We start from the raw sequence: 25,131 nt of genomic DNA, 5'->3' as shown, positions 1-25,131 counted from the left end.
TGAGTATAATTATGTGTTTTGTGTACCTTGTGAAAATCTTAGTGTACCTTGTGGTGAAAAATTTCTCGCAAAGCCGCAAAGCCGCCAAAATGTGTCCACACGATAGCTTACGGGAGGGTTACTTATTCTTTACAGAGAAGTTAAATACATCAGTAACCTTAAGCACGGAAATCATGAAAACTTCAAGAATTATAACAAACGGGATTATCATTTTTCTGGGTATAGGCATTTACTTCCTTATTATGGATGCACTTGGCCTTTCAAGGAACATTTACCTCAGGCTCTTAAACTTTGCCTTTGTATTTTATGGCGTAAACCGTACACTACAGGGAAATTTCAGAGAGGGTATAGACGGTTATTTTACTAACCTGGGCGCTGCTTTTCTTACGTCTTTTACCGGACTTGTACTAAGCGTATTCTGCTTTATGGAATATGCCGTATATAAGGGCGGCCAAACGTATCTGGAAAAACTGCATGCCACCTACATTTTTGGCGGGCATACCCCTTCACCCTACCAGTTTGGCGCAAGCCTGTTCCTGGAAGGACTGGCAGCCAGCATGGTGGTTTCGTTTACACTAATGCAGTACTGGAAAGATAAGGTAGAAAAAATAAACACCATAGACGATGCGGCGCACAACCCGCACTAAAGCGTGTAGCAATTGCATGAAATACACATAAGCATTTCATACACAAAAAGGTATCAATTATACAGTCCCGCACATGCGGGACTTTTTTTTGCAGTGAAATAACAACCCATCATTTTTTTGTGGGGCACTATGTCAATACGCATTTTTTTTTACCTTTAACGCCATCGTTAACCAACGGAACAAACAAATGAAAAAACTATACATTGCACTGGCCTTTGCTATGGCCGCACAGGTTACTTTTGCGCAAAATGCCGAAACGGAAAAAGCCGATAAGCTGTTCAGCCGTTTTGAGTATGTAGATGCTGCTAAAGAGTACCTTAAGATAGCACAAAAGAAAAAAGACCCATACGTATACAAACAGCTGGCCGACAGTTATTTTAACGTATTTAACTCTAAGGAAGCCGTAAAATGGTATGCCAAAGCCGTAGAAAGCAAGCAGGATGCCGAAACGTATTTCCGTTATGCACAAATGCTTAAGGCAGAAGGTAAATACGAGGAGTCTAACGAGCAAATGAAGAAGTTTGCAAAGCTGGCACCAAACGACCAGCGTGCAGCAGCCTTTAACCAGGATCCTAACTACCTGCCAAAACTGCGCAGCCAGGCAAAGCTTTTTGATGAAAAGATACTGGACATAAACGACGAAAAATACTCTGATTTTGGTGGTGTATTGTTTGACGATAATACATTTTACTTTACCAGCTCAAGAAACATACTGCGTAAAAAATACGGCCGAAACGAAGAGCCTTACCTGGACATGTACAGTGCCACCTACAACAACGGCACCTTTAGCAAGCCCGAAGCCATAAGCGAAATAAACACCCAGTGGCATGATGGCCCCGCTACAGTATCGGCAGACGGCAAGGTAATGTACTTTTCGAGCGAAAGCTTTAAAAACGGTACATTTGAAAAAAGCGAAGGCGGTGTACGCACAGGCCTTATCCACCTGTTTCGCGCTGAGAAAAAAGACGGCAAGTGGACTAACATAAAACCGGTTCCGTTTAACGGTAAAGACTGGAGTACCGGTAACGCCAGCCTTAGTAAAGACGGTAAGTGGCTTTACTTTGCCAGTAACCGAAAAGGCTCTATGGGCGGTAGCACCGATATTTGGAAAGTAGAAATAAAAGGTGCTAACAGCTACGGCGAACCTATAAACCTGGGGCCTAAAGTAAACACTGAGGGCAGGGAAAACTTCCCGTCTATAACAGACGACAACAAACTGTATTTTGCATCAGACAGCCGTAAGGGCTTTGGTGGCCTTGATATTTTTGTAATAGACCTTCAGCACGATGGAGAGGCACTAAACGTGGGCCAGCCGGTAAACACCCAGTTTGACGATTTTGCATTTAACTTTAACGTTACGCATAACATAGGGTTCTTTGCCAGTAACCGTGCCGGCAAGGACAACCTTTACCAGGCCATACCGGTTTGTGGTGTAGAGGCTGTGGTTGTAGTAACAGACGAGTCTACCGGAAAACCGATACCTGCCGCCAAAGTAGCCATACTTGACGAAAAGAACAACGTAATAGAGACCCGCACCACTGCTACAGACGGTGTTATAACCTATAGCGTAGACTGTAACAAGGCATTTGTACTTCAAGCCGAAGCGCTGGGCTATGAGAACGCCACCTTTAAGCTACCTGCAAACAAAGGAGGCCGCACAGAAATTCCTGCGCCGCTTAAGCCGCTAAGCAGGCTTATTGTAGACAACAAGATAATGCTGAACAACATTTACTTTGAGTTTAACAAGAGCTTCATCACCCAGGATGCAGCATTTGAGCTGAACAAACTGGTACAGATACTGCAAACAAACCCTACAATGGTAATTACAGTTAAGGCACACACCGACTCTCGCGGTAGCGACGAGTACAACCTTAAACTATCTGACGAAAGGGCAAAAGCTACGGTACAGTACGTAATATCTCAGGGTATAGCTCCGGAGCGCATTAGCGGAAAAGGTTATGGCGAAACAGAACCTCTTATTAAGTGTGGTGAAAACTGTACTGAAGAAGAGCACGCTAAAAACCGTCGTACAGAGTTTATCATCGTAAAAAAATAAGGTAAGTAAACTACCTAAATTTATTTAACCCCACAGAATGTGTCTGTGGGGTTATTTTTTTACAATTCCTGAAAGCTAGTAAAAGTACTACAGGTGGGCTATAGTACGGGTAAATATGGTATTGCCACATACAGTTACCACCTTAATGGTTCTTAGCACATCGCAGTCGTTATTAAAAATGTGCAGGGTTTTTACTTTTACTATTTTCATAATTGTGGGATTTTTCCGGGGTAAGCAGCCCCGCTTTTATTATCTGTTTTTAAGGCACAACTAATATTGTTACCCAAAGGTATATAAGCATAGCACTTACACCTGAATTATTAGACTACTACCCGTTAAAGCACGTCAGGAGGGCGTTATCAGTCGATGAACCTTAGCCCGGGAACCCTCAATTTTTAGATAACTTTAATATTTGTTATATTTACGATAACATAACCCTTTAGTAATTTTGTAGTGTACTTGAGGATGATTGATATGCCACTACAACTTACCGAAATAGAACGCGTAAAAACTATTTCAAAAGAAGATTTTTACAATAATTATGTAAAAAAACAGAAACCACTGGTTATAGAGCAACTCACAAAAGAATGGCCCGCATACGAAAAGTGGAAACTGCAATATATTAAAAACCTTGCCGGAGATAAAACGGTTCCGCTATACGATGACAGGCCCGTTTCGCACAAGGATGGTTTTAATGAGGCTCATGCCAAAATGAAAATGGCCGACTACATAGACCTGCTGAACAGCAAGCCTACTAACTACCGCATTTTTCTTTACAACCTGATGAAAGAAGTACCGGCGCTTAAAGATGATTTTAGGTGGCCCAATATGGGACTAAAGTTGGTAAAACAACTGCCCATGCTATTCTTTGGAGGCGAAAACAGTAAGGTATTCATCCATTATGATATTGATTTCAGCAACATACTGCACTTCCATTTTAATGGGGTAAAACGCTGTATTTTGTTTGAGCCGAATCAAACGCCGTTCCTTTACAAGGTGCCGCATGCGCTAATATCGAGGGAAGACATTGATTTTGATAATCCCGATTTTGATAAATGGCCGGCACTGAAACAGGCACACGGACTGGTATGCGAACTGAAACACGGCGAAATGCTGTACATGCCCGAAGGATACTGGCACTACATGAAGTATATAACACCGGGATTCAGCATGAGTTTAAGAGCATTCCCGCGGAAGCCGCTAAACCTTGTTAAGGCTGCGTACAATGTTACGGTAATGCGCTATTTTGACAGCCTTATGCGCCGTATAAAAGGCCAGGCATGGATAGACTACAAAAACCGCGAAGCCGTAATTCGCACCCATAAAAGGCTGCACCTGCCCGTAGAAACGGTTTAAAAAACCGCTAATACTGCACAGTACAACAATCCCGCCCGGCGGGATTTTTTTTATCTTTACCCCCATGGATACAGGGCATACATCTTATACCGTTGAAGAAGCTATCCGTAAGCTGGAATATTATTGCAGCTACCAGGACCGCTGCCACGATGAGGTATTGCAAAAGCTAAAAAGCCTCCGCATGATACCGCAGGCCATAGACCACATTATGGCCCACCTTATAGAGCACGGCTTTTTAAACGAAGAACGTTTTGCTTGTAGTTTTGCCCGTGGCAAATGGCGCATAAAAAACTGGGGACGCCGCCGTATAGTACAGGAACTGAAGTTTAGGGGTATTTCTAAATACAACATAGACAAAGCCCTGAAGGAAATTAACGAAGATGAGTACATTGAAAGCTTTAATTTGCTCGCCGAATCACAGTGGGAAAAGATAAAAGAGGCTTCGTTACCAAAAAAAAAGAAGAAGCTTGCCGACCTGCTAATGCGTAAAGGATATGAAAATCAATTAATTTTTGATAAAATTGATAGTTTAAATTCAGAACTTTAAAGTCTGCATATTTATTTTTTAAATCATAAAATTTTGTTAAATTGGCTTTCGCGAATTTAACCGTTTTCACACTTGGGTAAAATTCCGGGAACTATGAAGCAAATTCTCCTGATTATTGCAGCATTGGTTATGCATTTAGGCTTCGCACAAAATGCCCACTGCGACATAGCCAAAGCCGAAAAAGACGCCCGAAGGCTTGTTTTTAAACAACCCGACAGCGCACTGGCCATAGTAAAAAAAGTACTTTCTAAACCCGTGCTCCATGACACCGTTTATGGAAGCATGTACAATATTTATGGCATTTACTTTGGCATGCGCGGCAATAACGACTCGCTTATTTACTACCAGAAAAAATCCATAAGCTACCTTGAAGATTACCCCGAAAAAAAAGCAGGGAGCCTTATACCCCTTGGTGTAGGTTATCGTAACAAGGCCGAATTTGACACTGCACTAAGCTACCTTAACCAGGCACTGGAAATTAACCGCCGAATAAAAAACAACATAGGCATAGCTGTAGACTATGGAGAAATAGGCAGCGTATACAACACTAAAGGCGAGTACGACAAATCGGTTAAGCACCTGGTAATGGCCATAGACATCCTGAAGAAAGAGAAAAACAGGGAAAAGCTGCCGGCACTGCAACAAAAACTGGCCAACACCTATTTGGCACAGCGCAACTTCACTTTTGCCATAGACCTGTACAATGATTGCCTTTCTGCTTTTAAAGAGCTTGGGCAAATGAAAAACTACTACCTTACACTGGGTAACCTGGCCGAAGCCTACATACACGAAGACCGCTTAAACGAAGCCATAACCGCCCTGCAGGAGTCTATAAAGGGTATGGAAAGCTTTGGCGACAAAACCATACTGGGCATAACCCTGGCAAAACTGGGCAACGCCGAAGAATGGCTAAACCACCACAATAAGGCTGTGGAGGCGTACCAAAAAGCTACCGACCTGCTTATAGCATCGGGGTCTAACCGGGTGGTACGTATAGCAGGCGAGTACATAGGTATACTAAACAAACACGGGGAATATAAAAAAGCCCTGGAGGTAATAAACCGCGTGGAACCCCTGAAACTGTTTGAAGAAAGTAATGCCGATGACCGTATTATTTATAAAAAAGCGGTAGCCGACACCTACACCGGTACAAAAAACACCGATAAGGCCGTAGCAGCCTACCAGGAAACCATTACCATTAAAGACTCGCTTGAAAGCGCCAGCCAGCAGGAAACCATACACGAAATGCAGGCTAAGTTTCAGACTGAGGTACAAAGGGAAAAAAACAACACCCTTGAGGCCACTAACAAATCATTACGCATTGGGCTATGGGTGTACCTTATAGCGGGCGGACTGCTTATTGTACTTATTTCATTGGCACTGCGCAGTTACTGGCTGCAAAACAGGCTGCAAAAAGAAAAACTGAAAAACCTGGAGGGCGAAAAAGAAATGATAGCCCGCCAGCACCTGCACGAACAGGAACTGACCAATGCACAAAAGGACGTGATAGACGAAAAACAGCGCGAACTAACCAGTACAGCGCTGCGTATGGCTAATTTTCAGGATAGCCTGAACCAGATTATAGACAAATGTAATACAGGCGAAATAAGCCGCGTGGGCGACCTGAAAAAAGAGCTACAGTTACTATCTAAGCAGGAAGATTACTGGAAACAGTTTGAAACCCGCTTTAACCACCTGCACCCTGAATTTGGCACCTCGCTGCAAAACCGTTTCGGCAAACTCACCAAGAATGATATTGAATTCTGTTCATTGCTAAAGCTGAACCTGAGCAACAAGGAAATAGCATCGTTACTGCAAATTTCGCACGAAAGCGTAATCACCAAAAAATACCGCATCAAGAAAAAAATGGAAATCCATGACGATGCTGATTTTGAGAAGATGCTTACAGAAATGTAAATTGCTTTTCTTTAGGGAACAATCCTAAAATTTCATTTACGTCGCTTTTTCGGGTCACGGCTATAAATGTTCAAAACCTTAGTTTTGTATGTTAGTAAACCCCGGAGGGGTGGCATATCTATAGCTATTAACAGTCCATGGTAAGCAAAGCTCCGGAGGAGCGGCATATTTATATGATTATATACCGTTCCTCCGGAACTCCTTTTCTTGCCAAATCATTCATTTTTACTAAAGACATGCCGCTCCTCCGGAGCTGACGATGGGTTAATACCCTCTCATTGAAAGGTGTTAAATCTTATCAAAACTCTTTTAACATGAGATTTCTACATTCCGCCGATGCTACGCCCTACCCGAGGGGATGACCCGAACAGGCGAAGCAAATGGAAAAAACCACAACATTAATTCAGCAATTGTTTCCTGTATTCCGCAGGTGTAAACCCTGTTTCCTTTTTAAACAGGCGGGTAAAATACGGCGGATTTTCAAAGCCGAGGGTATAGGCCGTTTCGGCTATGGTTTTATCAGGCTCCTGAAGCAGGTTCTTAGCCTCCCCTATCAGGAAAATATGTATCAGTTCCAGCGCGGTTTTTCCGGTTTCCTGCCGCAGCAGGTCGCTCAGGTAGCGAGCAGAAGTATTCAGCGCGTCGGCCATAGCTTTTACTGTAGGCAGTCCGTCTTTGCTCAGCACGCCCCTTTCCAGGTAATGCGCCAGTAGCTTGTTAAACCTTGATACTGTAACACCCGACATTTCGGTACGGTTAAGGAACTGCCGCTTGTAAAAACGCTGCGAATACTTCAGTATAGAGTCGATGTGCGTAAGGATGATTTCGCGGGTGTATTCGTCCTGATTGCCGTTGTTTTCATCCTCAATTTTAAAATACAGTTCCCATATAATTTCCTCTTCGCGCGGCGAAAGGTGCAGCGCTTCATTGGTTTCGTAGTCGAAAAAACTGTATTTCTTAATTTCCTCATGCAGGCCATGCCCGTTAAGGTAATCCTGGTGAATGTAAATGATAAACCCTTTTTCCTCCAGTTCCAGGTCTTTAATCTCTACAATCTGGTTGGGTTTTATAAACATAAGCGAACCGTTTTCATGGTCGTATTTGGTACGCCCGTAACTAATAACGCCTGCTTTCATCTTCTTAAACATTATGGTGTAAAAGTCGGTAGTAAACGCGCCTTCGCCTATTTTACAGTCCACCAGCCTTTCGCATAGTATAAGCCCCAGCATAGGGTTTTCGGGTGGCGGGCAGCCGGTATCGCGGCTTAGTTCTATAATGCTTTTATAGTGTTTCATGGTAATTAAAAATATATGAGATGTCTCCACTGCGTTGCACTCCGGTCGACATGGAAAAGGCTCTTCCATTCCGAATGAAGTGTAGCGAAATTGAGGAATCTCCAAAAGAGATGTCTCCACTTCGCAAAGCTCCGGCCGGCATGGAAAAGGCTCTTCCATTCCGAATGAAGTGTAACGAAATTGAGGAATCTCCAAAAGAGATGTCTCCACTGCGCAAAGCTCCGGCCGACATGGAAAAGCCCTATAAAGTTATGGAAAAATACAATGCGTATTATGCACCGTGGGCTGCAACGGCAACATCATTCCAGGCTTCCCATTCGGCTATACGGTCGGCGTACACCTGTTTTGCCCAAGGCAGGGTGTGCTTACCAAGGAATAAACGTAGCGGAGGGTTCTCTGCATCTACCAGTTTCAGCACGGCATCAGATGTAGCGGCAGGATCGCCAAAGAAGCCTTCCTGGCTGCTGGCCTCACCAAATGATTTACGGTGTTCGTCGTATGCGGCTATAGGTTCGCTTTGTGTAGCGCTGGCACCAGCCCAGTCGGTAGCATAGCCGTTAGGCTCTATAAGCGACACATTGATACCAAATGGTTTTACTTCCTGCACCAGCGACTCGCTAATGGCCTCTACAGCCCATTTAGATGCGTTGTAAATACCCAGTAACGGTAGGGTAACAATACCCAGCACACTGCTTACCTGTATAATGTGCCCGTGGCCTTGCTCCCTCATAATGGGCAGCGCAGCCTGGGTAACCCAAAGCAGGCCAAATACGTTGGTTTCTATCTGCTGGCGGGCATCGGCTTCGCTGGTTTCCTCGATTGAGCCAAACAGGCCATACCCGGCATTGTTTATAAGCACGTCTATAGTACCAAAGTGCCCTTTGGCTTTGGCCACGGCTGCAAAGCTGTCGGCGCGATTGTTTACATCAAGTTGTAGGGGTAGAATGTTGTCGCCATAAGTGGCTACAAGGTCGGCCAGAGAGTCTGTGTTGCGTGCGGTAGCTACTACTTTATCGCCGCGTTTTAAAAAAGCTTCTGCCCATAGTTTACCAAATCCTCTTGATGCTCCTGTAATAAATATTGTCTTTGACATGAGTACTTTGTTTTTAAATGTTACATGACAAAGGTAGGACGAGGGTACGCCTGCCGACTTATACAAAAGCGCGGAATGGTTATACAAAAGTGCGGGGCTACTCCATGTCTTTCATCCACGTATTAATCCGCATTCCTTTTGGTTCCTGGGTTTCTATCCATTTTTGGTTAAAGCGGAGGTCACGGAAATATTGATATAAAGCTACAAGTTCGTGAGAGCCTAACATTCCGTAATCACTGATTTTTTTTACTTTACCTCCATCATAAGTAACTATTAAATCGCAAGTGGCATCATCAGTATGAAAAACTGTATAATTGCTTTGCAGTGTAGGGAAATCAATATAATTTAAGAATGACTTTATTTCGTTATAGGTTTTATTACCAAGGGTAGTTACAAAAACCTTGTCTTCAGGCTTGGCCCAATGATCATGACTAAAATTATAAAACTCAGCAAAGAAAAAAGCTTTTCCCTTATCATCTATATGTATTTCAAAAACCGGACATGTTCCAAAACAGCCTCCTTCAACAAATTGAATCTTTTCAATTTTATATTCTTTCGGATTTTGGTTCTCCCCTGCAAAACCGATATTTTCCCAATGTAATGTGTCATGAAACTGTTTAAATGAAATTTTCTTTTTGCTAAAGTCAGGTTTCTCTCCATGTATTTCTATAAGCGGATTCCCTTTTCTGTAAATTAGTTTTGGGATAAAAAGATAATCGAACGCTCCCATTAAGTGTACTTTTGGATCACTATTGCCATTATTCATAACAACGAAAGAAGAATACGAGTTACCATATCCTCCTAATAAAAGCATATCAGTATAACCGTTATTATCGAAATCAGCTTTATAAAAATTACGTGTAACACCATATTTTTTAAAAGACGAACGGAATATACTGTCATTCTTGCCTCCAAAAGGAGTAATACCCATCTGGTCTAACGGAGGCATATCAAACCCCCTGAGGTTAGTATCTACCTTAGTAGCCAAGTATTCTTTTACCTGAGCGTTTGTTTTAAGGCTATCCACAATACTGGATATATGTTTAACATGTTTATAGTTTGCAGACTGTTCATCTTTCTTACAGGAAAACAGCAACAACAATAAAACAAAAAAGAAGTATCTCATATCGGTCGGTTTTGTGTACGAATATAATAACTTTAAAACACAACGCTTTAGTATAAACATCACATTAATACCGAAGTACAGCCCACCGTAGAGACGCATTGCATGCGTCTCACAACACTATTAATCCTGTTATGGAAGACGCATGCAATGCGTCTCTACCGGAAACAAAAAAACCGCCCTTACACAGTAAGAGCGGTTTTTGTTATTCTGAAACAGCGTTTCCTTTGCTGTCATAAAAATGGTATTCTAAATACGTGTAAGCGTCACGTGGTATTACTTTTATCCATTTTTTGTGCTCCATGAACCACTTTGCACGAATGGAAGGAAAACCTTTTGTAAGGTATGCGGCCACAAACGGGTGGGCATTTAGCACCAGCTTTTTGTGGTTCCGTATAAGTCTTTCTAGGTCGGCCGTTATTTTGTCTATAACCAGTATCGGAGCTTCTATTTCCCCATTGCCCATAGGGTTTTCTTCCCTGGTTTTAATTTTTACTTCAGGCCGCACCCTTTGCCGTGTAATTTGTATCAGGCCAAATTTACTCGGTGGCAGGATCTTATGTTTAGCTTTATCGTCGCTCATTTCCTGTTTCAGGAAATCAAACAGTTTTTTGCGGTTATCCGGGTTGTTCATATCTATGAAATCCACCACAATAATCCCTCCCATATCCCTTAGTCGTAGCTGCCTGGCTATTTCGGCGGCGGCTATAAGGTTTACTTCAAGGGCGGTATCTTCCTGGCTTAGTGCCTTGTTAGAGCGGTTGCCGCTGTTTACGTCTATAACGTGCAGGGCTTCGGTGTGTTCTATAATAAGGTACGCACCTTTGCTCATGGATACCGTTTTTCCAAACGAGGTTTTTATCTGCCTTTCTATGTTGTATTTTTCAAACAGTGGCAAATCCTTGTTTTGGTACAGCTTTACGATATTTGCTTTTTGCGGGGCTATCTCCTGCAGATAGTCCTTCGTGGCGTAAAAAAGGTCTTCATCGTCTGTGTAAATCCCCGTAAAGGTATCATTAAACACATCACGTAATATAGACGACACTTTGTTTACTTCTCCCAGTACCTTGCTGGGATGATGGGCGCCCTGTAGCCTCTTGCACATGGCGGTCCATTTTTCGAGCAGATTGTGCAGGTCTTTGTCCAGCTCTGCTACTTTTTTGTCTTCGGCTACAGTACGTACTATAACGCCGAATCCTTTTGGCCTAATGCTCTGCACGAGGCGCTTAAGCCTGTCTTTTTCCTCTTTAGACTCTATTTTCTGAGAAATGGAAATACGGTCGCTAAAAGGCACCAGTACCACATAGCGGCCGGCCAGCGAAAGCTCTGAGCTTATGCGTGGGCCTTTAGTACTAATAGGCTCTTTTACTACCTGTACAAGAACACTTTGGTTAGCACTAAGCACATCGGCTATGGCTCCGTTCTTGTCTATTTCCGGTTCAAAAGGAAAATTTTTAAGAGAATAATCTTTTTGTTTACCTGCGCTTACAAGTTTAATGAATTTCAGCAAAGAAGGCAGATTTGGCCCCAGGTCGTGGTAATGCAAAAATGCATCTTTTTCGAACCCTACGTTTACAAAGGCGGCGTTTAGCCCCGGAACGGGCTTGCGTATCTTAGCAATAAAGATATCACCTACGTTAAACTGGCTTTTGTCTTCCTTTTCTTTGTGTAATTCTATTAGTTTTCCATCTTTTAATAAGGCAAAATCTACGGCTTCAGAACCCGAACGGATAATCAGTTCTTTGTTCACGCTGTACATTTTTATCTGTTTTAAGTTTACGGTTCACAGTTTACGGTCACAGTTTAGGAAACTTCTCTACTGTAAACTGTACACTGTTAACTGTTAACTGTATGCAGATGGATTAAACAATTAGTTTTACAGGCAATTGTTGTACCCGGCGATTTAGTTTTCAGCCCTCAGCTTTCAGCAATCAGCCCGAGTGAAGCTAATTCCGAATTCTGAACTCTGAAATCTGAAATCTTTTTTCAATGAACTTTCATTAAGACCTAAAGATAATAGATAATAGACGAAAAGACAACTTGGTTTGCGCTTTTTTTGGCACAGCCAAAAAGTCTGTTGTCTCTTATCCATCATCTTATGGTCTAAAATAGAAAAAAGTAGTTTACACTACTTTTTCTTTTTGTGACGGTTAGCTCTCGCTCTTTTTTTACGTTTGTGAGTAGCTACCTTATGTCTTTTTCTTTTTTTACCACTTGGCATATTGTCAAAGGTGTTTGTGGTTAATAAATTAGTTTGCTTTTACTTCAGTGTTCGTTTTAACACCGTCTACAAATATCTTAGCAGGTTTAAATGCAGGGATGTTGTGAGCAGGTATTTTTATTGTAGTATTTTTGGAAATGTTCCTTCCTGTTTTTTCAGCACGTGTTTTGATGATGAAGCTACCAAAACCCCTAAGGTAAACGTTATCTCCGGTCTCAAGTGAGCTCTTCACTTCTTCCATGAACGACTCAACTGTTGCTTGAACATCACCTTTCTCAAGTCCAAGTTTTTCAGAAATTTTCGCTACGATGTCTGCTTTCGTCATTTTTTCTAAGAATTTATATTGTATGTATTTTTTTGAGTGTGCAAATATAACAATTAAAAAAACAATTATTCAAGGTAATCTATTAAAATTTAATAACATAAACTTTTAATTTTGCAAACCATCGCATAACAATGACATTTTCTAAGTTATTAATAGACTGGTATTTGCAAAACAGGCGCAGCCTGCCCTGGCGCAAAACACCCCACCCATACCCGGTATGGTTATCCGAAATTATGCTACAGCAAACCCGTGTAGCACAAGGACTTCCGTATTTCCTGAAATTCACAGAAGCCTTCCCAACGGTGTCAGATTTAGCCAATGCACCCGAAGAAAAGGTATTACATTTATGGCAGGGATTAGGCTACTACAGCCGTGCCCGAAACCTGCATGCAACCGCAAAAATTGTAGCCCACAACATGGGCGGAACTTTCCCGGACAGCTATTCAGGGCTGTTAAACCTGAAAGGTGTGGGCGAATATACCGCCGCAGCCATAGCATCTATATGCTACGGAGAGGCCGTACCGGTGGTAGACGGAAACGTGTACCGTGTACTCAGCCGCTACTTTGGCATTACTACAGATATATCTTCGCCGGGGGCTAAAAAAGAGTTTGCCGCCATAGCCGCAGCCCACATGCCCACCGGGCAGGCAAGCGAGTTTAACCAGGCCATGATGGAGTTTGGCGCACTGCAATGCGTACCAAAAAACCCCGACTGTACCGTTTGCCCCCTTAATAAGGAGTGCATAGCACACGCTACCGGCCGCGTGGGCGAACTCCCCATAAAACTGAAAAAGCAAAAAGTAACCAATCGTTACTTTAACTATATTATAGTAAAGGATGCCGCAAACCGCCTTTTAATAAATCGCCGCAGCGAAAAAGGTATATGGCACGGGCTGTACGAGTTTCCGCTGCTGGAAACCGAAACCCTTACTGATGAAGCCGAAACAACAGCACTAATAAAGGGGTTCGACAAACTTGGCTTTGAGCCAAAAAACATTACCCTTCTGAATACCGACCCGGTAATACACAAGCTGTCGCACCAAAAGCTGCACATACGCTTTTGGGAAGTAAGCACACCACAAAACCTGCCGGGAAGCATTGACCCTGAGCAACTTAAAAGCACCCCACTACCCATAGTGCTGCATAATTTTGCAGTAAGGCATTGGTACTGAAGCTTTATTTTAGTATATTTGGGTTTACCCGAAAATAAAAACAACAGCAAATGAACGGCACCTTAAATAAAGTAATGCTCATAGGCCACCTGGGCGACGACGTAAAGCTGCACTATTTTGAAGGCGGCAACTGCATAGGGCGTTTTCCGCTGGCCACTAATGAGGTATACATTAATAAGCAGACCAATGAGCGCATTACCAGTACCGAATGGCACAACCTGGTAGTACGCAACAAGGCTGCCGAAATTTGTGAAAAGTACCTGAGCAAAGGCGACAAGATATATATAGAGGGCCGCATAAAATCGCGCCAGTGGCAGGGAGAAGACGGTACAACAAAGTACACCACCGAAATTCAGGTGACCGAGTTTACGTTCCTTACCACCAAGAAAGAGTACGATCCTGCCAAGGCAAACCAGCAGCCACATACTGCCGAAGCCCGCCCTGCCTACGATATGCCTGCAATGCCCGAAAACGACGATTTGCCTTTTTAATGTATAACCAATACCCCATATTTTGGACGACCCCGGCCCCACGAGCATATTAAGTATAGACTACAGCCTTGTTACAGGCTTTACCGGCATAGTATTGCTGCTTTTTTGCTCGGCCATAATCAGCGGCACAGAGGTAGCACTGTTTTCACTTTCTGCAGACGACCTTAACAGTATAAAACAGCGCAGCCCGCGCCAGGGTTCGCTTATAGCCACACTACTGGAAAAACCAAAAAAACTACTGGCTACCATAGTTATAACAAACGCTTTTATTAACCTTTCGGTTATCCTGTATTTTTTCAGGATGGACTGCCTTTCGGGCGTACCGCTGCCCAGCCTTCGCTTTGTGCTGGAAGTAGCCATAATTACCATACTTATACTGCTATTTGGCGAAGTGCTGCCCAAGGTATACGCCGCCCGAAACAGCCGCATATTTGCGTCGCGCATAGCTTATCCGCTCTTTGTATTAGACAAGGTGCTTACCCCAATAAGCACCCCCATGCGAAACATTACGCTATGGCTCAACAAAAAGATAACTCCTCCGCAATCAGAACTGGATGTAGACCGCCTGTCACAAGCCCTGGAGCTTACTGATTATGGCGATGCTAACCAGGAAGAACAAAAAATACTGGAAGGCATTGTAAGCTTTGGCAGTACCGATGTAAAACAGGTAATGACCCCACGCATAGATGTTTTTGCGCTGGACATAAACAGCCCGTATAGCGAGGTATTAGCCAAAATTACTGAAGCTGGCTTTTCGCGAATACCGGTATACAAAGAGGACATAGATACTATAAAAGGAGTATTGTACGTTAAAGACCTGCTGCCCTACATTAACCAGGAAAACTTTGAATGGCAGAAGATACTACGCGAGCCCTACTACATACCCGAGAGCAAAATGCTGGACAACCTGCTTAAGGAGTTCCAAAACATGAAAAGCCACCTGGCTGTGGTAGTGGACGAGTACGGCGGAACCTCAGGCATTATAACCCTGGAGGACATACTGGAGGAAATTGTAGGCGATATAAGCGACGAGTTTGATGATGAGGATATTATATACAGCCGCATAGACGAACGCAACTTCTTATTTGACGGCAAGGTGGGACTAAAGGATTTCTACCGTATTACCGGCCTGGACGAGGAAGCATTTGAAGATACCGAAAGCGAAGCCGATACCCTGGGAGGATTTTTAGTAGACCTAAACGGTAATTTTCCGGAAAAGGGACAGGAAATTAATTTTAATGGCAATATCTTTACCGTCGAATCTGTAGATAACAGGCGGATAAAACAAATTAAGGTTACGCTGCATGAAACGCACACATAAGCTTTTAGCATCAATATTACTAGGCCTTAGCGGGCTATTGCTTACCGGCTGCGGGGAAGACCCGAAGCCAAAACCCGAAGCTTTTTTAAGGCTGGACTACCAGCTGGGAACGCTAAAACACTATGAATCAGGATGCCCGTTTGTGTTCGACTACAACTCTTTTGCTACTGTAAAAGAGCAGGGTAACTGCAACCTAACCCTGGAATATCCTAAAATGAAGGCTACGGTATACCTTACCTACAAGCCCGTAAACAACAACCTGCCGCTACTGCTGCGCGATGCCGAAAAACTTACGTATGACCACGTGATTAAAGCCGACAACATAAACGCACAACCATTTGTAAATGAACACGCTAAAGTATTCGGTATGTTCTCTCAGGTGGGTGGCGATGCGGCTACAAACGCCCAGTTTTACGTAACAGACAGTACCCGTCATTTCCTTACGGCTTCGTTGTACTTTTATGCCAAGCCAAACTACGATTCGGTGATGCCGGCAGCTGCTTACATAAAAGAAGACATGCGAAACCTTATGGAAACCCTGCACTGGAGGCAGTAATAAATTTAAGTTTTAAAGTTGAGCTTTTTTGATTAAAAAGGGTTAACACCCCCGTTTACAATGCGTATACAAAGCGTATACTTTATGTATACAAAGTGTACACAAAGCAGCTACAAAGAGTCAACAGGGTTATACAGATTTACACTTAAAATTCATTATCGTTATAAAACAACAAAAGCAGCCTAAGGCTGCTTTTTGTTTGTATGTAATATTGCTTATTTTGCTATTAAAGGTTACCGCCTTTTTCGCTGTGGCAAGATGCTTTTTTATCTGCACCGGCAGAGCAGCATCCGGCTTTCTTTTCACCTGTGGCAGGTTTAGCATCGGCAGCAGCTTTATCATCTGCATGTGCAGCGCAGCATGATGGCGCAGCTTTAGCATCTTTTTTAGCAGCAGTGGTTTTAGCGGCAGCTTTTTTCTTCTTGCCTTTATCGTATGCCGAAGCATCGTAGTACGCTTTGTCTCCAGATGATTTTACATCAGAAACCTTATAAGCACCATCGGCAATTTTTTCTACGGTTTCTACAAACTTCTCCGGAGTCTGCTTAGCAGGGTCAAAAGAAATGGTAGCAGTTTTGCTGTCAAAATCCACCTTAGCGTTTTCCACGCCTTCCATGCCACCAAGTTTGCTTTCTATGGTTTTAGCGCAACCTTCAGGGCAGGTCATACCATCTATTTTAAACGTAGTAGTTTCCATGTTAGCAGCTACGGCTTTGGTTTCGGTTGCAGCAGCCTCGTCGTTAGCGGCAGTAGCCTCAGTTTTGGCAGTATCTTTACAGCTTGCAAAAACAAGCGCAGCAACGGCTGCTATCGAAAGTTTCTTTGCAAAATTCATATAGTCTGTGTTTTTAATTATTGTAAATCGAAACAGTTAGGACACAAATGTAACTAAAACACAATTTACAACACATGATATGCGTCATTTTTTTGTGTTAATATCCTAAAGGAAAGCCCATGCTGCACTAAACAGTATGGGCTTTTGTATAAAATTCTGCGTTTGTATCTTAGAACGGAAGATCGTCGTGCTCCTGCTCGTTGTAGTTTGTAGCAGGTTCAAAAGCATCGCGTGGCGTAGCCGGCTGCTGGAAACCCTGCTGAGGCTGGTTAAAACCACCTTGCTGCGGAGCACCATAACCCTGCTGAGGCTGGCCGTAACCTTGTTGTGGCTGGCCATAACCCTGCTGCGGAGCACCATAGCCCTGTTGTGGCTGACCGTAACCTTGCTGCGGCTGGCCATAACCACCCTGCGGAGCACCGTAACCCTGAGGCGCACCATAGCCCTGCGGAGCGCCGTACCCTTGCTGAGGGGCATCGCCACCTTTTTCTATCCTCCAACCCTGTATAGAGTTAAAATACCTTGTTTCTCCTTGTGGGGTTACCCATTCGCGACCCCTTAAGTTTATGGAAACCCTTACCGGCTCACCTATCTGGTAGGTGTTCAGCAGGTCGCATTTGTCCTGTGTAAACTCTATCAGTATGTGTTGCGGGTACTGCTCATCGGTAGTTATTACCACTTCCCTCTTCCTGAAACCATTTGCACCAAACGCCTTGGTTTCGTCGATCATTTTGATCCTTCCTGTTACTTCCATAATCTTTGTTTTTTTTCTGCCTCTGCGGGCAGCCATCGTTACTATTAAAAATTGTTTCTTATAATTTCGCCTTAGCCAGCAACAGTTTCCAGGCCGTTGTCACCTCGTTTTCGTCAAGGTATTCCTTGGCGCGGCGTAGTTTTTTCTCCTCATCATCAGCACTTAAAAGCGCTTTAGCCTCAAAGCTGCCTTCTACAAATGTAGCTATTTCTTCGGCAGTAGGCAATGCCTGTACGTTACCCAGCTTACCCATATCGTTACCGCTAAAAACGGTGCTTTGCTTTATAAAATCAGGTATGGCATCTACGCCTATACCCAGTGTGGTAAGCGGTTTTTCTACCTCAAAAAGCCCCTCGTTACTACGTGAATACCAGTTGGCACCCAGGCGCGATACCAGGTCTATTTTATGTTGGTCTATATTACCTGCTTCGTCTAAAATTTCTTCACTAATGTGCATTTTCAGCACTTCGCATATTACCAGGTTACCGGCACCACCGCCGTCGCCCAGCGCTATAATATCGTTTACGCGGCATTCAAACTGTACCGGGGCTTCCTTTACACGCGGCGGCTTTACCACCTCAGACGGTTCCATGGTAAACCCAGCTTTTACAAACTCGTTTACCCCCTCGGCATACTCGGTACTGCTTAATGATGTTTGCTGTACCATGTTATAATTCACCACATTTATTACCACTTCCTTATTCAGCTGTGCATTAATAAGGGTATGCTTTATTGTATTGTCCCTTACCCTGCGCGATGGCGAAAAAATAAGTATGGGCGGGTTTGTGCTAAACAGGTTAAAGAAGCTGAAGGGCGAAACATTCGGCACTCCGTCGGCATCTACTGTACTGGCCAGCGCTATAGGCCTGGGCCCCACCGAGCTTTGCAGGTATCCGTGCAGCTTAGGCGTGGGCATTTCTTTCGGGTCTATGGTAAGCATTAGTGTGTTTGTTGTTTAAGCAAAGATACTTTTTATACCGTACCAATTTCAGGTTGGGCAAAGGTTGTTAATAAAATATCCTGCCCTAAAAAAGCGTTGTAACAGCAGATGCCTTAGCCCGCTTAGTTTTACTATCTTTAAGGCGAAAATAAATTTGTATGCAGATTTCCGACAAAAGGACCTTTACCCGCTGGATGATTATTGCAGTATCTTGTTTTATAGTACTGTTTATAGTATGGAACACCTATTACCTGTTTCAGATTTTTAAAGACGAAGAGCGCAACAAAATGGAGCTTTACGCTACATCTATACAAACCATAAATAATGCCGACCCTTTAACCGACGACCTTACACTACCTCAGCTTACATTACAGTATAGCGCGTCCACCATACCTATTATACTCACAAACAAGAATCAAAGCTCTATACAAACCATCAACATCATTGAGAATATTGAAAAAGACAAAAAAAAGGCATTAGAATACATTGAGGATTTTAAAAACCAAAACCCTCCAATTTATCTTAAAGATTCAGACCAGATTATATACTATGGCGACTCTACATTACTCAATCTATTACGATACTACCCTTTTGCCCTAGTAACTATTATTGTGCTATTCGGGGCTGTGGTATTTAACTTTTACCGCGCCACTAAGGCCGGGGCACAAAACAGGCTATGGGCAGGTATGGCTAAGGAAACCGCCCACCAAATAGGCACTCCGCTATCATCGTTACTGGGGTGGATAGAAATAATGCGTGCCGACAATGTAGATGAAACCACCGTAACCGAAGTGGAAAAAGACGTAATGCGCCTGCAAACCATAGCCGACCGTTTTAGCAAAATAGGCAGCGAACCCATACTGGAACAACGCGACATAGTAGCCGAAACCGAAAAATCGTTCCAATACCTGAAAAGCCGGGCCAGCCGCCAGGTAGAATTTAGCTTTAATGCACCAAACCACCCGGTTATGGTAATGCTAAACCCGGAGCTGCACAGCTGGACGGTAGAAAACCTGGTGAAAAATGCCATAGACGCCATGAAAGGCAAAGGCAACCTGAGCGTGAATATTTTTGAGAGCGAAAAGTATGTAAAAATAAAAGTAACCGATACCGGAAAAGGCATTCCGAAATCGCAGTTCCGCAAGGTGTTTGAGCCCGGCTTTACCACCAAAAGGCGTGGCTGGGGGCTTGGGCTTTCGTTAACCAAGCGTATCGTGGAAGAATACCACAACGGACGCATAAAAGTAGCCTTTAGCGAAGTAGGCAAAGGCACCACCATGCAGGTAAGCATGCAAAAGGTATAAAAGCAAAAAGTGCCGCCGGTAAAACCGTGCGGCACTTTTCTATAAACAACTTTAATCTTATTAGTTAGATGTATAAGTATCAGTATATTTTACTGTCATACCACTCTCAGTATAAGAAGTCTCAAGAACAAGCTTAGTTGAACTAAGAGCTGTTACAGTGTACGTTTCTGTATCTCCGTCGCCATAGTCTACTGTAACTGTTTTACCGCTGATTGTGTACGCAGCTGTATCGACATACTCATCACAGCCAGAATCATGGTAGCTGTCTGAGAATACGCCATCAGCAAACATAATATAATCTTTAGAAGAAGCACACTGGTGCTCGTAAGCCTGGTCTACACCTTGTCCTAAAGCAGAATACTTAGAGCTGCTGTAATACCACTTACCTGTAGAAAGTGTAGCTTCGCTTACTGTTACAGAAGATGAATCGTCATCAGAACAAGAAGTCATAAGGGCAACTACTGCCAAAAGTCCAAAAACTTTTTTCATTTCGTTTAATAATTAATTGGTTAAAAAATAAAGATTTATCGGTACCATTAGCGAGAAGCCATGGTAAAAGGTTATTTAGTTTCGTAATAAAATTGGCTGTACAAAAAACAGTGTACGGTTGGTTGTATTGGTCTTAAAAGTTAATAAATGGTTAATTGGTCATAAAAACATTGCAAAGATAGATTTTCGGCAAAAACCACAAAATTTTTAAATAAAAAAAACCGGGCATGCCCGGCTTTTTATGAATATCTCAACAAGAAGGTTATAATTTTTCGGCAATCGCTTTTGCAAGCGACTCAAACTCTTCTTTTTCTAATTTTACCTTATCTATAAAACGCATTTCGTCCATAGTATTCAGCGGAATAAGGTGTACGTGTACATGCGGAACCTCAAGCCCCACTACTGCTACCCCTACCCTTTTGCACGGCACAGCCTTTTCCAGCGCTATGGCTACCTTGCGGCTAAACTGCATCAGGCCCAGGTAGTGGTCTTCTTCCATGTCAAATATCTTGTTTACCTCCTGCTTAGGTATGCACAGGGTGTGCCCTTTTGCATTTGGGTTTACATCTAAAAATGCAAGATACCTGTCGTCCTCAGCTATTTTATAAGCTGGTATTTCGCCGTTTACTATTTTGGTAAATATAGAGCTCATGGATTTGCTTTATAAAAGTTAGTCTCTTGTTATTTCCAGCACCTCAAAGTTAAGGGTACCGTTTGGCACTTTTATCTCGGCCACTTCGCCTACTGATTTACCCAGCAGCCCCTTGCCTATCGGCGATGTAACCGATATTTTATTGGCTTTCAGGTTAGCCTCGCTTTCGGCTACAAGCGTGTACTTCATTTCCATGCCGTTTGCCTGATTCTTTATTTTTACGGTACTAAGTACCAGCGCCTTGCTTATATCAAGCTGCGATTCGTCTATAATACGGGCGTTAGCCACCAGTTCTTCCATTTTAGAAATTTTCATTTCTAATAGTCCCTGCGCTTCTTTTGCTGCATCGTATTCAGCATTTTCACTAAGGTCGCCCTTATCCCTTGCCTCTGCAATGGCCTGGCTGGCTTTAGGGCGTTCCACACTCTTCAGGTAATCCAGCTCATCTTTTAATTTTTTCAGTCCTTCAGCAGTGTAATAAGATACTGTACTCATAACTTCATCGTTTATATAAATAGAAAAAATCCCATATAAACGGGATTTTCTTCTATGCAAAGATAATATTTATTTAATAAATCTGTTTGTATCGCTATAATAGCAGATACCAAAGTTAAATAAATTAAATTTGTTTCATAATATTTCTTCAGGAATTTAAAAATTGCAATGAAAAAACTTTTAATACTTGTAGTAGCCATAGCAGGCATTGTAGGGTTTGCCGGCTGCTCGTCAGACAACTTTAACAACAGCAACCCTTACCTGCCCGGTTACAGCTTTACCGTAAACATAGACATGACCTTACCATCGTACACCGACCTGCTGTACACAGGTAATGCCAAATACATAGGCATAGACGGCATAGGCATAAACGGTATTTTTGTAATGAACACCGGCAGCGGATGGGCCGCCTGGGAAGCCAGCTGCCCTAACCAGGAGCTAAGCAGCTGCTCTGTGCTGGAGAAAAACGGCGTAAATGTTACCTGCCCCTGCGATGGCGTAGAGTACAGCCTGTTTACAGGCCAGGCTACCACAGCAGTAAAATACCCCCTAAAATCGTACCGTGTAGAAATACTGGGCAACAACGTGATACGGGTGTATAACTAATGCCCTTAATAACACTGCATACTGCCATTAACGCTCCGGCTGAAATTGTATTTAACCTCAGCCGAAGCATTGACCTGCACAAAATATCGGCAGCGCATACTAATGAAGAAGCCGTACCACCACTAGACCGGAGTGATGTATGGGCACGCACATCGGGACTTATGGAACTGAACGAAACGGTTACCTGGAAGGCACGGCATTTCGGGATTACCCAACATCTTACCGTACGCATAACCGCCTTTGAACAAAACAAAAGCTTTACCGATGAAATGGTACCGGAAGGAGGCATTTTTAAAGTAATGGAACACAAGCATCTTTTTAAGGAAAAAGACGGCGTGACACTAATGACCGACCTTTTTTACTACGAAAGCCCACTGGGCATACTCGGACGCCTGGCCGATGCCCTTTTTCTTAAACGGTACATGCATAATTTTCTACTAAAGCGCAACCTCGTTATTAAAGAAATAGCAGAAGACGAGAACAAAAGAAATACGTTATTACCGTAATTTATTTCCTAGGTTTACTACCCATATAAAATACCAGTACACCACCATTCATAATATCGCTGTGCTTTAGCGTGGTGCCTTGTAACGGTTTGCCGTTAAGCTCCACTTTTTGTACATACACGTTTTTAGCGCTTTGGTTTTTAGCTGTAATGGTAAAGGTTTTACCGTTTTCCAGATTAAGTACTGCCGATTTTATAAGCGGGCTGCCCAGCTGGTACTCGTCGCTGCCGGGCGCTACCGGATAAAACCCAAGGCTGCTGAATATGTACCACGCACTCATTTGGCCTGTATCGTCGTTACCACCCAGTCCGTCTGGTGCGGGCTTGTACTGGTGATTAAGTATTGTACGAATCCACTGCTGGGTTTTCCAGGGCGCGCCGGCGTAGTTGTACAAATACGCCACATGATGACTGGGTTCGTTACCGTGTACATAGTTGCCTATAATACCATCGCGGGTTATGTCTTCGGTATGTTCAAAGTACTTATCAGGCAGCTGCATGGTAAACAGCGAATCCAGGTGCTGCACAAACTTTTCCTTACCACCGTGTAGCTTTATAAGCTCATCGGGGTTTTGTGGCACATACAGGCTGTAGTTCCAGGCATTACCTTCTATATAGCCTTTCTCTCCCGTATCCAGCGGATCAAACTTTTTCATGAAGCTGCCATCAGCCATACGGGCACGCATAAAACCGCTTTCCTTATCCCAAACGTTAGTGTAGCTTTCGGCACGGGCAGCGTATTTTGCAGCCACTTCCTTATTACCCAGCTTGCCTGCCATTTGGGCTATGCACCAGTCGTCATAGGCATATTCTAATGTTTTAGACACCGATGCCCCGCTGCGGTCTTCGGGCACATAACCCAAATCGGTGTAATATTTTATCCCGTCATAATAACTCAGGTTAGAAGCATCTACAACCGCCTGAAGCGCCAGCTTGGTATCAAAACCTGTATTGCCCTTAGCCACCGCATCGGCAATGACCGATACCGCGTGGTAACCTATCATACACCAGTTTTCATTGGCATAATGGCTCCATACCGGCAGTGCCTTATGCACGCTCTGCGTGTAATGCGCCAGCATACTGTTTATCATGTCGCTATTCCGTTTGGGCTGAATCACGTTAAACAACGGGTGCAGCGCCCTGTAGGTATCCCACAGCGAAAAGGTAGTGTAGTTTGTAAAGCCTTCTGCCTTGTGCACATTCTGGTCGAGCCCCTTATAGCTGCCATCGGCATCCATGTAGGTGGTAGGGTTAATAAAGGCATGGTACATGGCGGTGTAAAAATTGGTTTTATCTGCCTCGGTAAGTGTTTCCACTTTTATCTTATCCAGCTCTTTGTCCCAAAGCTGTTGCCCATCGGTTTTCACCTTGTCAAAGTCCCACCCCGGCACCTCAGCCTTCATATTAGCCACGGCATTTTCTGTACTTACCGGCGACAGGGCAAACTTTACCAGCACCTGTTCCCCGGCAGCCACATCAAAGTCAAAATACATGCGCAGGTTTTGCGCTGCCTGCTCCGGGAAGTTTTTCGTTTGATCAAACTTCCGCCAAAAGCCGTTGTAAATATTATCCTTATCATACGTCTGCGCGCCGTAGTTTTTTGGTGCCTTGCTAAAAGCCATAGCAAAGTATACCGTACGGGTACGCGCCCAGCCACGCGTTTGCCTATACCCTGTTATGAGCGTATCGTTTTCTACCCGAACAAACGTCCACACGTTTTTGTTGTTGTGGTTGTAAATACCGTGCATAAAATCGGCTATTATATGCCCTGTTTCCGCCTTAGGAAAAGTGTAGCGGTGCATGCCTACGCGGGTGGTTGTGGTAAGTTCGGCAAGGATGTTATGGTCGTCCAGCTTTACCTTGTAGTAATTAGCCTCGGCATATTCATTTTCATGCGAAAAAGCCGAACGGTACCCACTAAGGGGCTTATCGGCAGTACCGGGGTTAAGTTGCAGTGGCCCTGCGGTGGGCATCAGTAAAAAATCGCCCAGGTCGCTATGCCCGGTGCCGCTAAAGTGTGTATGGGTAAAGCCGACTATGGTTTTGTCGTCGTACTGGTAACCGGCGCAGTATTTATACACTTCGCCGTTATACTTTTTATTAAACTCGTAGGCTATGGTATCGGTATCGGGGCTCAGCTGCACACTGCCAAAGGGCACCGTAGCACCCGGGTAGGTATGCCCCATGCGCTGCGTACCTATAAGCGGGTTTATGTACTTGTGGTTTTTCTTGGGGGTTTGCGCATAAGCAAACCCTGCACACAGCAAGGCAAAAGCAAATAGGCTTTTTAGTTTCATGGTGTTATAAGAAAAGCGTTTTGTTTGTTTTTATAAAAGTAGCGATATACTGCCAATAATCCATAAAAAAAGTCCTGCTGCCCATAACGGCAACAAGACTTTTAAAGTTGTTTTTATGTTTGTAATGTTTAAAA

The 25,131-nt window shown here is 43.6% G+C and carries 24 protein-coding genes and 1 pseudogene; 12 read left to right on the top strand and 13 right to left on the bottom strand.

From position 1 onward, the window contains the following. The first annotated feature begins 173 nt into the window (after positions 1-173). Together ACLI1A_RS00250 and ACLI1A_RS00245 are read left to right on the top strand one after the other, a co-directional pair. On the top strand, positions 174-647 hold the full coding sequence (locus ACLI1A_RS00250) for a hypothetical protein (RefSeq protein WP_411404870.1): 474 nt from the start codon (positions 174-176) through the stop codon (positions 645-647). A 187-nt stretch (positions 648-834) separates the two neighbouring features. Then, the gene (locus tag ACLI1A_RS00245) at positions 835-2,703 is read left to right on the top strand and encodes an OmpA family protein (RefSeq protein WP_411404868.1); all 1,869 of its coding nucleotides are present in this window, start codon (positions 835-837) and stop codon (positions 2,701-2,703) included. An 87-nt stretch (positions 2,704-2,790) separates the two neighbouring features. Here the strand turns inward: ACLI1A_RS00245 and ACLI1A_RS00240 are convergent, their stop codons facing one another. Then, on the bottom strand, positions 2,791-2,913 hold the full coding sequence (locus tag ACLI1A_RS00240; RefSeq protein WP_411404866.1) for a hypothetical protein: 123 nt from the start codon (positions 2,911-2,913) through the stop codon (positions 2,791-2,793). A gap of 264 nt (positions 2,914-3,177) precedes the next feature. On the opposite strand from ACLI1A_RS00240, the gene ACLI1A_RS00235 reads away from it, so the two are divergent. The 3 genes from ACLI1A_RS00235 (at position 3,178) to ACLI1A_RS00225 (ending at position 6,523) form a co-directional block, all read left to right on the top strand. After that, on the top strand, positions 3,178-4,059 hold the full coding sequence (locus ACLI1A_RS00235; RefSeq protein ID WP_411404864.1) for a cupin-like domain-containing protein: 882 nt from the start codon (positions 3,178-3,180) through the stop codon (positions 4,057-4,059). Positions 4,060-4,123: 64 nt separating this feature from the next. Beyond that, positions 4,124-4,606 (top strand): regulatory protein RecX, encoded by a 483-nt coding sequence (locus ACLI1A_RS00230; RefSeq protein ID WP_411404862.1) that lies wholly within the window; start codon positions 4,124-4,126, stop codon positions 4,604-4,606. Positions 4,607-4,699: 93 nt separating this feature from the next. Beyond that, positions 4,700-6,523: a tetratricopeptide repeat protein gene (locus ACLI1A_RS00225; protein ID WP_411404860.1), complete on the top strand. Its 1,824-nt coding sequence runs from the start codon at positions 4,700-4,702 to the stop codon at positions 6,521-6,523. Between the two features lie 398 nt (positions 6,524-6,921). On the opposite strand, the gene ACLI1A_RS00220 is transcribed toward ACLI1A_RS00225, so the two are convergent. From ACLI1A_RS00220 to ACLI1A_RS00200, 5 genes are all read right to left on the bottom strand, one after another. Continuing rightward, positions 6,922-7,818 (bottom strand): helix-turn-helix domain-containing protein, encoded by an 897-nt coding sequence (locus ACLI1A_RS00220; RefSeq protein WP_411404858.1) that lies wholly within the window; start codon positions 7,816-7,818, stop codon positions 6,922-6,924. 271 nt (positions 7,819-8,089) lie between these two features. Further along, positions 8,090-8,911 (bottom strand): SDR family oxidoreductase, encoded by an 822-nt coding sequence (locus ACLI1A_RS00215; RefSeq protein ID WP_411404856.1) that lies wholly within the window; start codon positions 8,909-8,911, stop codon positions 8,090-8,092. A gap of 97 nt (positions 8,912-9,008) precedes the next feature. After that, the gene (locus ACLI1A_RS00210; RefSeq protein WP_411404854.1) at positions 9,009-10,037 is read right to left on the bottom strand and encodes a DUF6438 domain-containing protein; all 1,029 of its coding nucleotides are present in this window, start codon (positions 10,035-10,037) and stop codon (positions 9,009-9,011) included. Positions 10,038-10,239: 202 nt separating this feature from the next. Then, complete coding sequence (locus ACLI1A_RS00205; protein WP_411405634.1) at positions 10,240-11,784, bottom strand: Rne/Rng family ribonuclease; 1,545 nt, start codon at positions 11,782-11,784, stop codon at positions 10,240-10,242. A gap of 499 nt (positions 11,785-12,283) precedes the next feature. Next, the gene (locus tag ACLI1A_RS00200; RefSeq protein WP_411405632.1) at positions 12,284-12,604 is read right to left on the bottom strand and encodes an HU family DNA-binding protein; all 321 of its coding nucleotides are present in this window, start codon (positions 12,602-12,604) and stop codon (positions 12,284-12,286) included. 107 nt (positions 12,605-12,711) lie between these two features. Here ACLI1A_RS00200 and mutY point away from each other — a divergent pair, with 107 nt between their 5' ends. Genes mutY through gldD form a run of 4 tightly spaced genes read left to right on the top strand, consistent with a single transcriptional unit; the run spans position 12,712 to position 16,120 of the window. Further along, the gene (gene mutY / locus ACLI1A_RS00195) at positions 12,712-13,752 is read left to right on the top strand and encodes an A/G-specific adenine glycosylase (protein WP_411404852.1); all 1,041 of its coding nucleotides are present in this window, start codon (positions 12,712-12,714) and stop codon (positions 13,750-13,752) included. A gap of 50 nt (positions 13,753-13,802) precedes the next feature. Continuing rightward, positions 13,803-14,243, top strand: coding sequence for a single-stranded DNA-binding protein (locus ACLI1A_RS00190; protein ID WP_411404850.1), 441 nt, complete (start codon positions 13,803-13,805; stop codon positions 14,241-14,243). A gap of 22 nt (positions 14,244-14,265) precedes the next feature. After that, a complete protein-coding gene (gene gldE / locus ACLI1A_RS00185) occupies positions 14,266-15,564 on the top strand; it encodes a gliding motility-associated protein GldE (protein WP_411404848.1) in 1,299 nt (432 codons plus the stop codon). Then, a complete protein-coding gene (gene gldD, locus ACLI1A_RS00180; RefSeq protein ID WP_411404846.1) occupies positions 15,548-16,120 on the top strand; it encodes a gliding motility lipoprotein GldD in 573 nt (190 codons plus the stop codon). Before gldE ends, gldD begins: the two co-directional genes overlap by 17 nt. A gap of 226 nt (positions 16,121-16,346) precedes the next feature. Here gldD and ACLI1A_RS00175 read toward each other — a convergent pair whose 3' ends face one another. From ACLI1A_RS00175 to ACLI1A_RS00165, 3 genes are all read right to left on the bottom strand, one after another. Then, positions 16,347-16,955, bottom strand: a complete 609-nt coding sequence (locus ACLI1A_RS00175) for a heavy-metal-associated domain-containing protein (RefSeq protein WP_411404844.1) — start codon at positions 16,953-16,955, stop codon at positions 16,347-16,349. 169 nt (positions 16,956-17,124) lie between these two features. Next, positions 17,125-17,709 (bottom strand): DUF3127 domain-containing protein, encoded by a 585-nt coding sequence (locus ACLI1A_RS00170; RefSeq protein ID WP_411404842.1) that lies wholly within the window; start codon positions 17,707-17,709, stop codon positions 17,125-17,127. A 58-nt stretch (positions 17,710-17,767) separates the two neighbouring features. Next, positions 17,768-18,649: a flavin reductase family protein gene (locus ACLI1A_RS00165; protein ID WP_411404840.1), complete on the bottom strand. Its 882-nt coding sequence runs from the start codon at positions 18,647-18,649 to the stop codon at positions 17,768-17,770. 158 nt (positions 18,650-18,807) lie between these two features. On the opposite strand from ACLI1A_RS00165, the gene ACLI1A_RS00160 reads away from it, so the two are divergent. After that, the gene (locus ACLI1A_RS00160) at positions 18,808-19,953 is read left to right on the top strand and encodes a sensor histidine kinase (protein ID WP_411404838.1); all 1,146 of its coding nucleotides are present in this window, start codon (positions 18,808-18,810) and stop codon (positions 19,951-19,953) included. Between the two features lie 60 nt (positions 19,954-20,013). Here ACLI1A_RS00160 and ACLI1A_RS00155 read toward each other — a convergent pair whose 3' ends face one another. The 3 genes from ACLI1A_RS00155 to greA all read right to left on the bottom strand — a co-directional run bounded on the left by ACLI1A_RS00155 (position 20,014) and on the right by greA (position 21,589). Further along, positions 20,014-20,442 (bottom strand): lipocalin family protein, encoded by a 429-nt coding sequence (locus tag ACLI1A_RS00155; protein ID WP_411404836.1) that lies wholly within the window; start codon positions 20,440-20,442, stop codon positions 20,014-20,016. Positions 20,443-20,704: 262 nt separating this feature from the next. Further along, on the bottom strand, positions 20,705-21,094 hold the full coding sequence (locus tag ACLI1A_RS00150; RefSeq protein WP_411404834.1) for an HIT family protein: 390 nt from the start codon (positions 21,092-21,094) through the stop codon (positions 20,705-20,707). 18 nt (positions 21,095-21,112) lie between these two features. Further along, a complete protein-coding gene (greA, locus tag ACLI1A_RS00145) occupies positions 21,113-21,589 on the bottom strand; it encodes a transcription elongation factor GreA (protein ID WP_411404832.1) in 477 nt (158 codons plus the stop codon). Between the two features lie 168 nt (positions 21,590-21,757). Here greA and ACLI1A_RS00140 point away from each other — a divergent pair, with 168 nt between their 5' ends. Continuing rightward, on the top strand, positions 21,758-22,195 hold the full coding sequence (locus tag ACLI1A_RS00140) for a Rieske (2Fe-2S) protein (protein ID WP_411404830.1): 438 nt from the start codon (positions 21,758-21,760) through the stop codon (positions 22,193-22,195). Further along, positions 22,195-22,701 (top strand): SRPBCC family protein, encoded by a 507-nt coding sequence (locus ACLI1A_RS00135; protein ID WP_411404828.1) that lies wholly within the window; start codon positions 22,195-22,197, stop codon positions 22,699-22,701. The genes ACLI1A_RS00140 and ACLI1A_RS00135 overlap by 1 nt, the downstream gene beginning before the upstream one ends. 1 nt (position 22,702) lies before the next feature. On the opposite strand, the pseudogene ACLI1A_RS00130 reads toward ACLI1A_RS00135, so the two are convergent. Beyond that, positions 22,703-25,018 (bottom strand): annotated as a pseudogene (locus tag ACLI1A_RS00130) (GH92 family glycosyl hydrolase); the annotation flags it as partial. Positions 25,019-25,131 lie beyond the last annotated feature (113 nt).

It is taken from the genome of Flavobacterium sp. RHBU_3, assembly GCF_046613565.1.
Classification (GTDB): Bacteria; Bacteroidota; Bacteroidia; order Flavobacteriales; family Flavobacteriaceae; genus Flavobacterium.
This window is presented reverse-complemented; position numbering and strand designations above follow the sequence as displayed.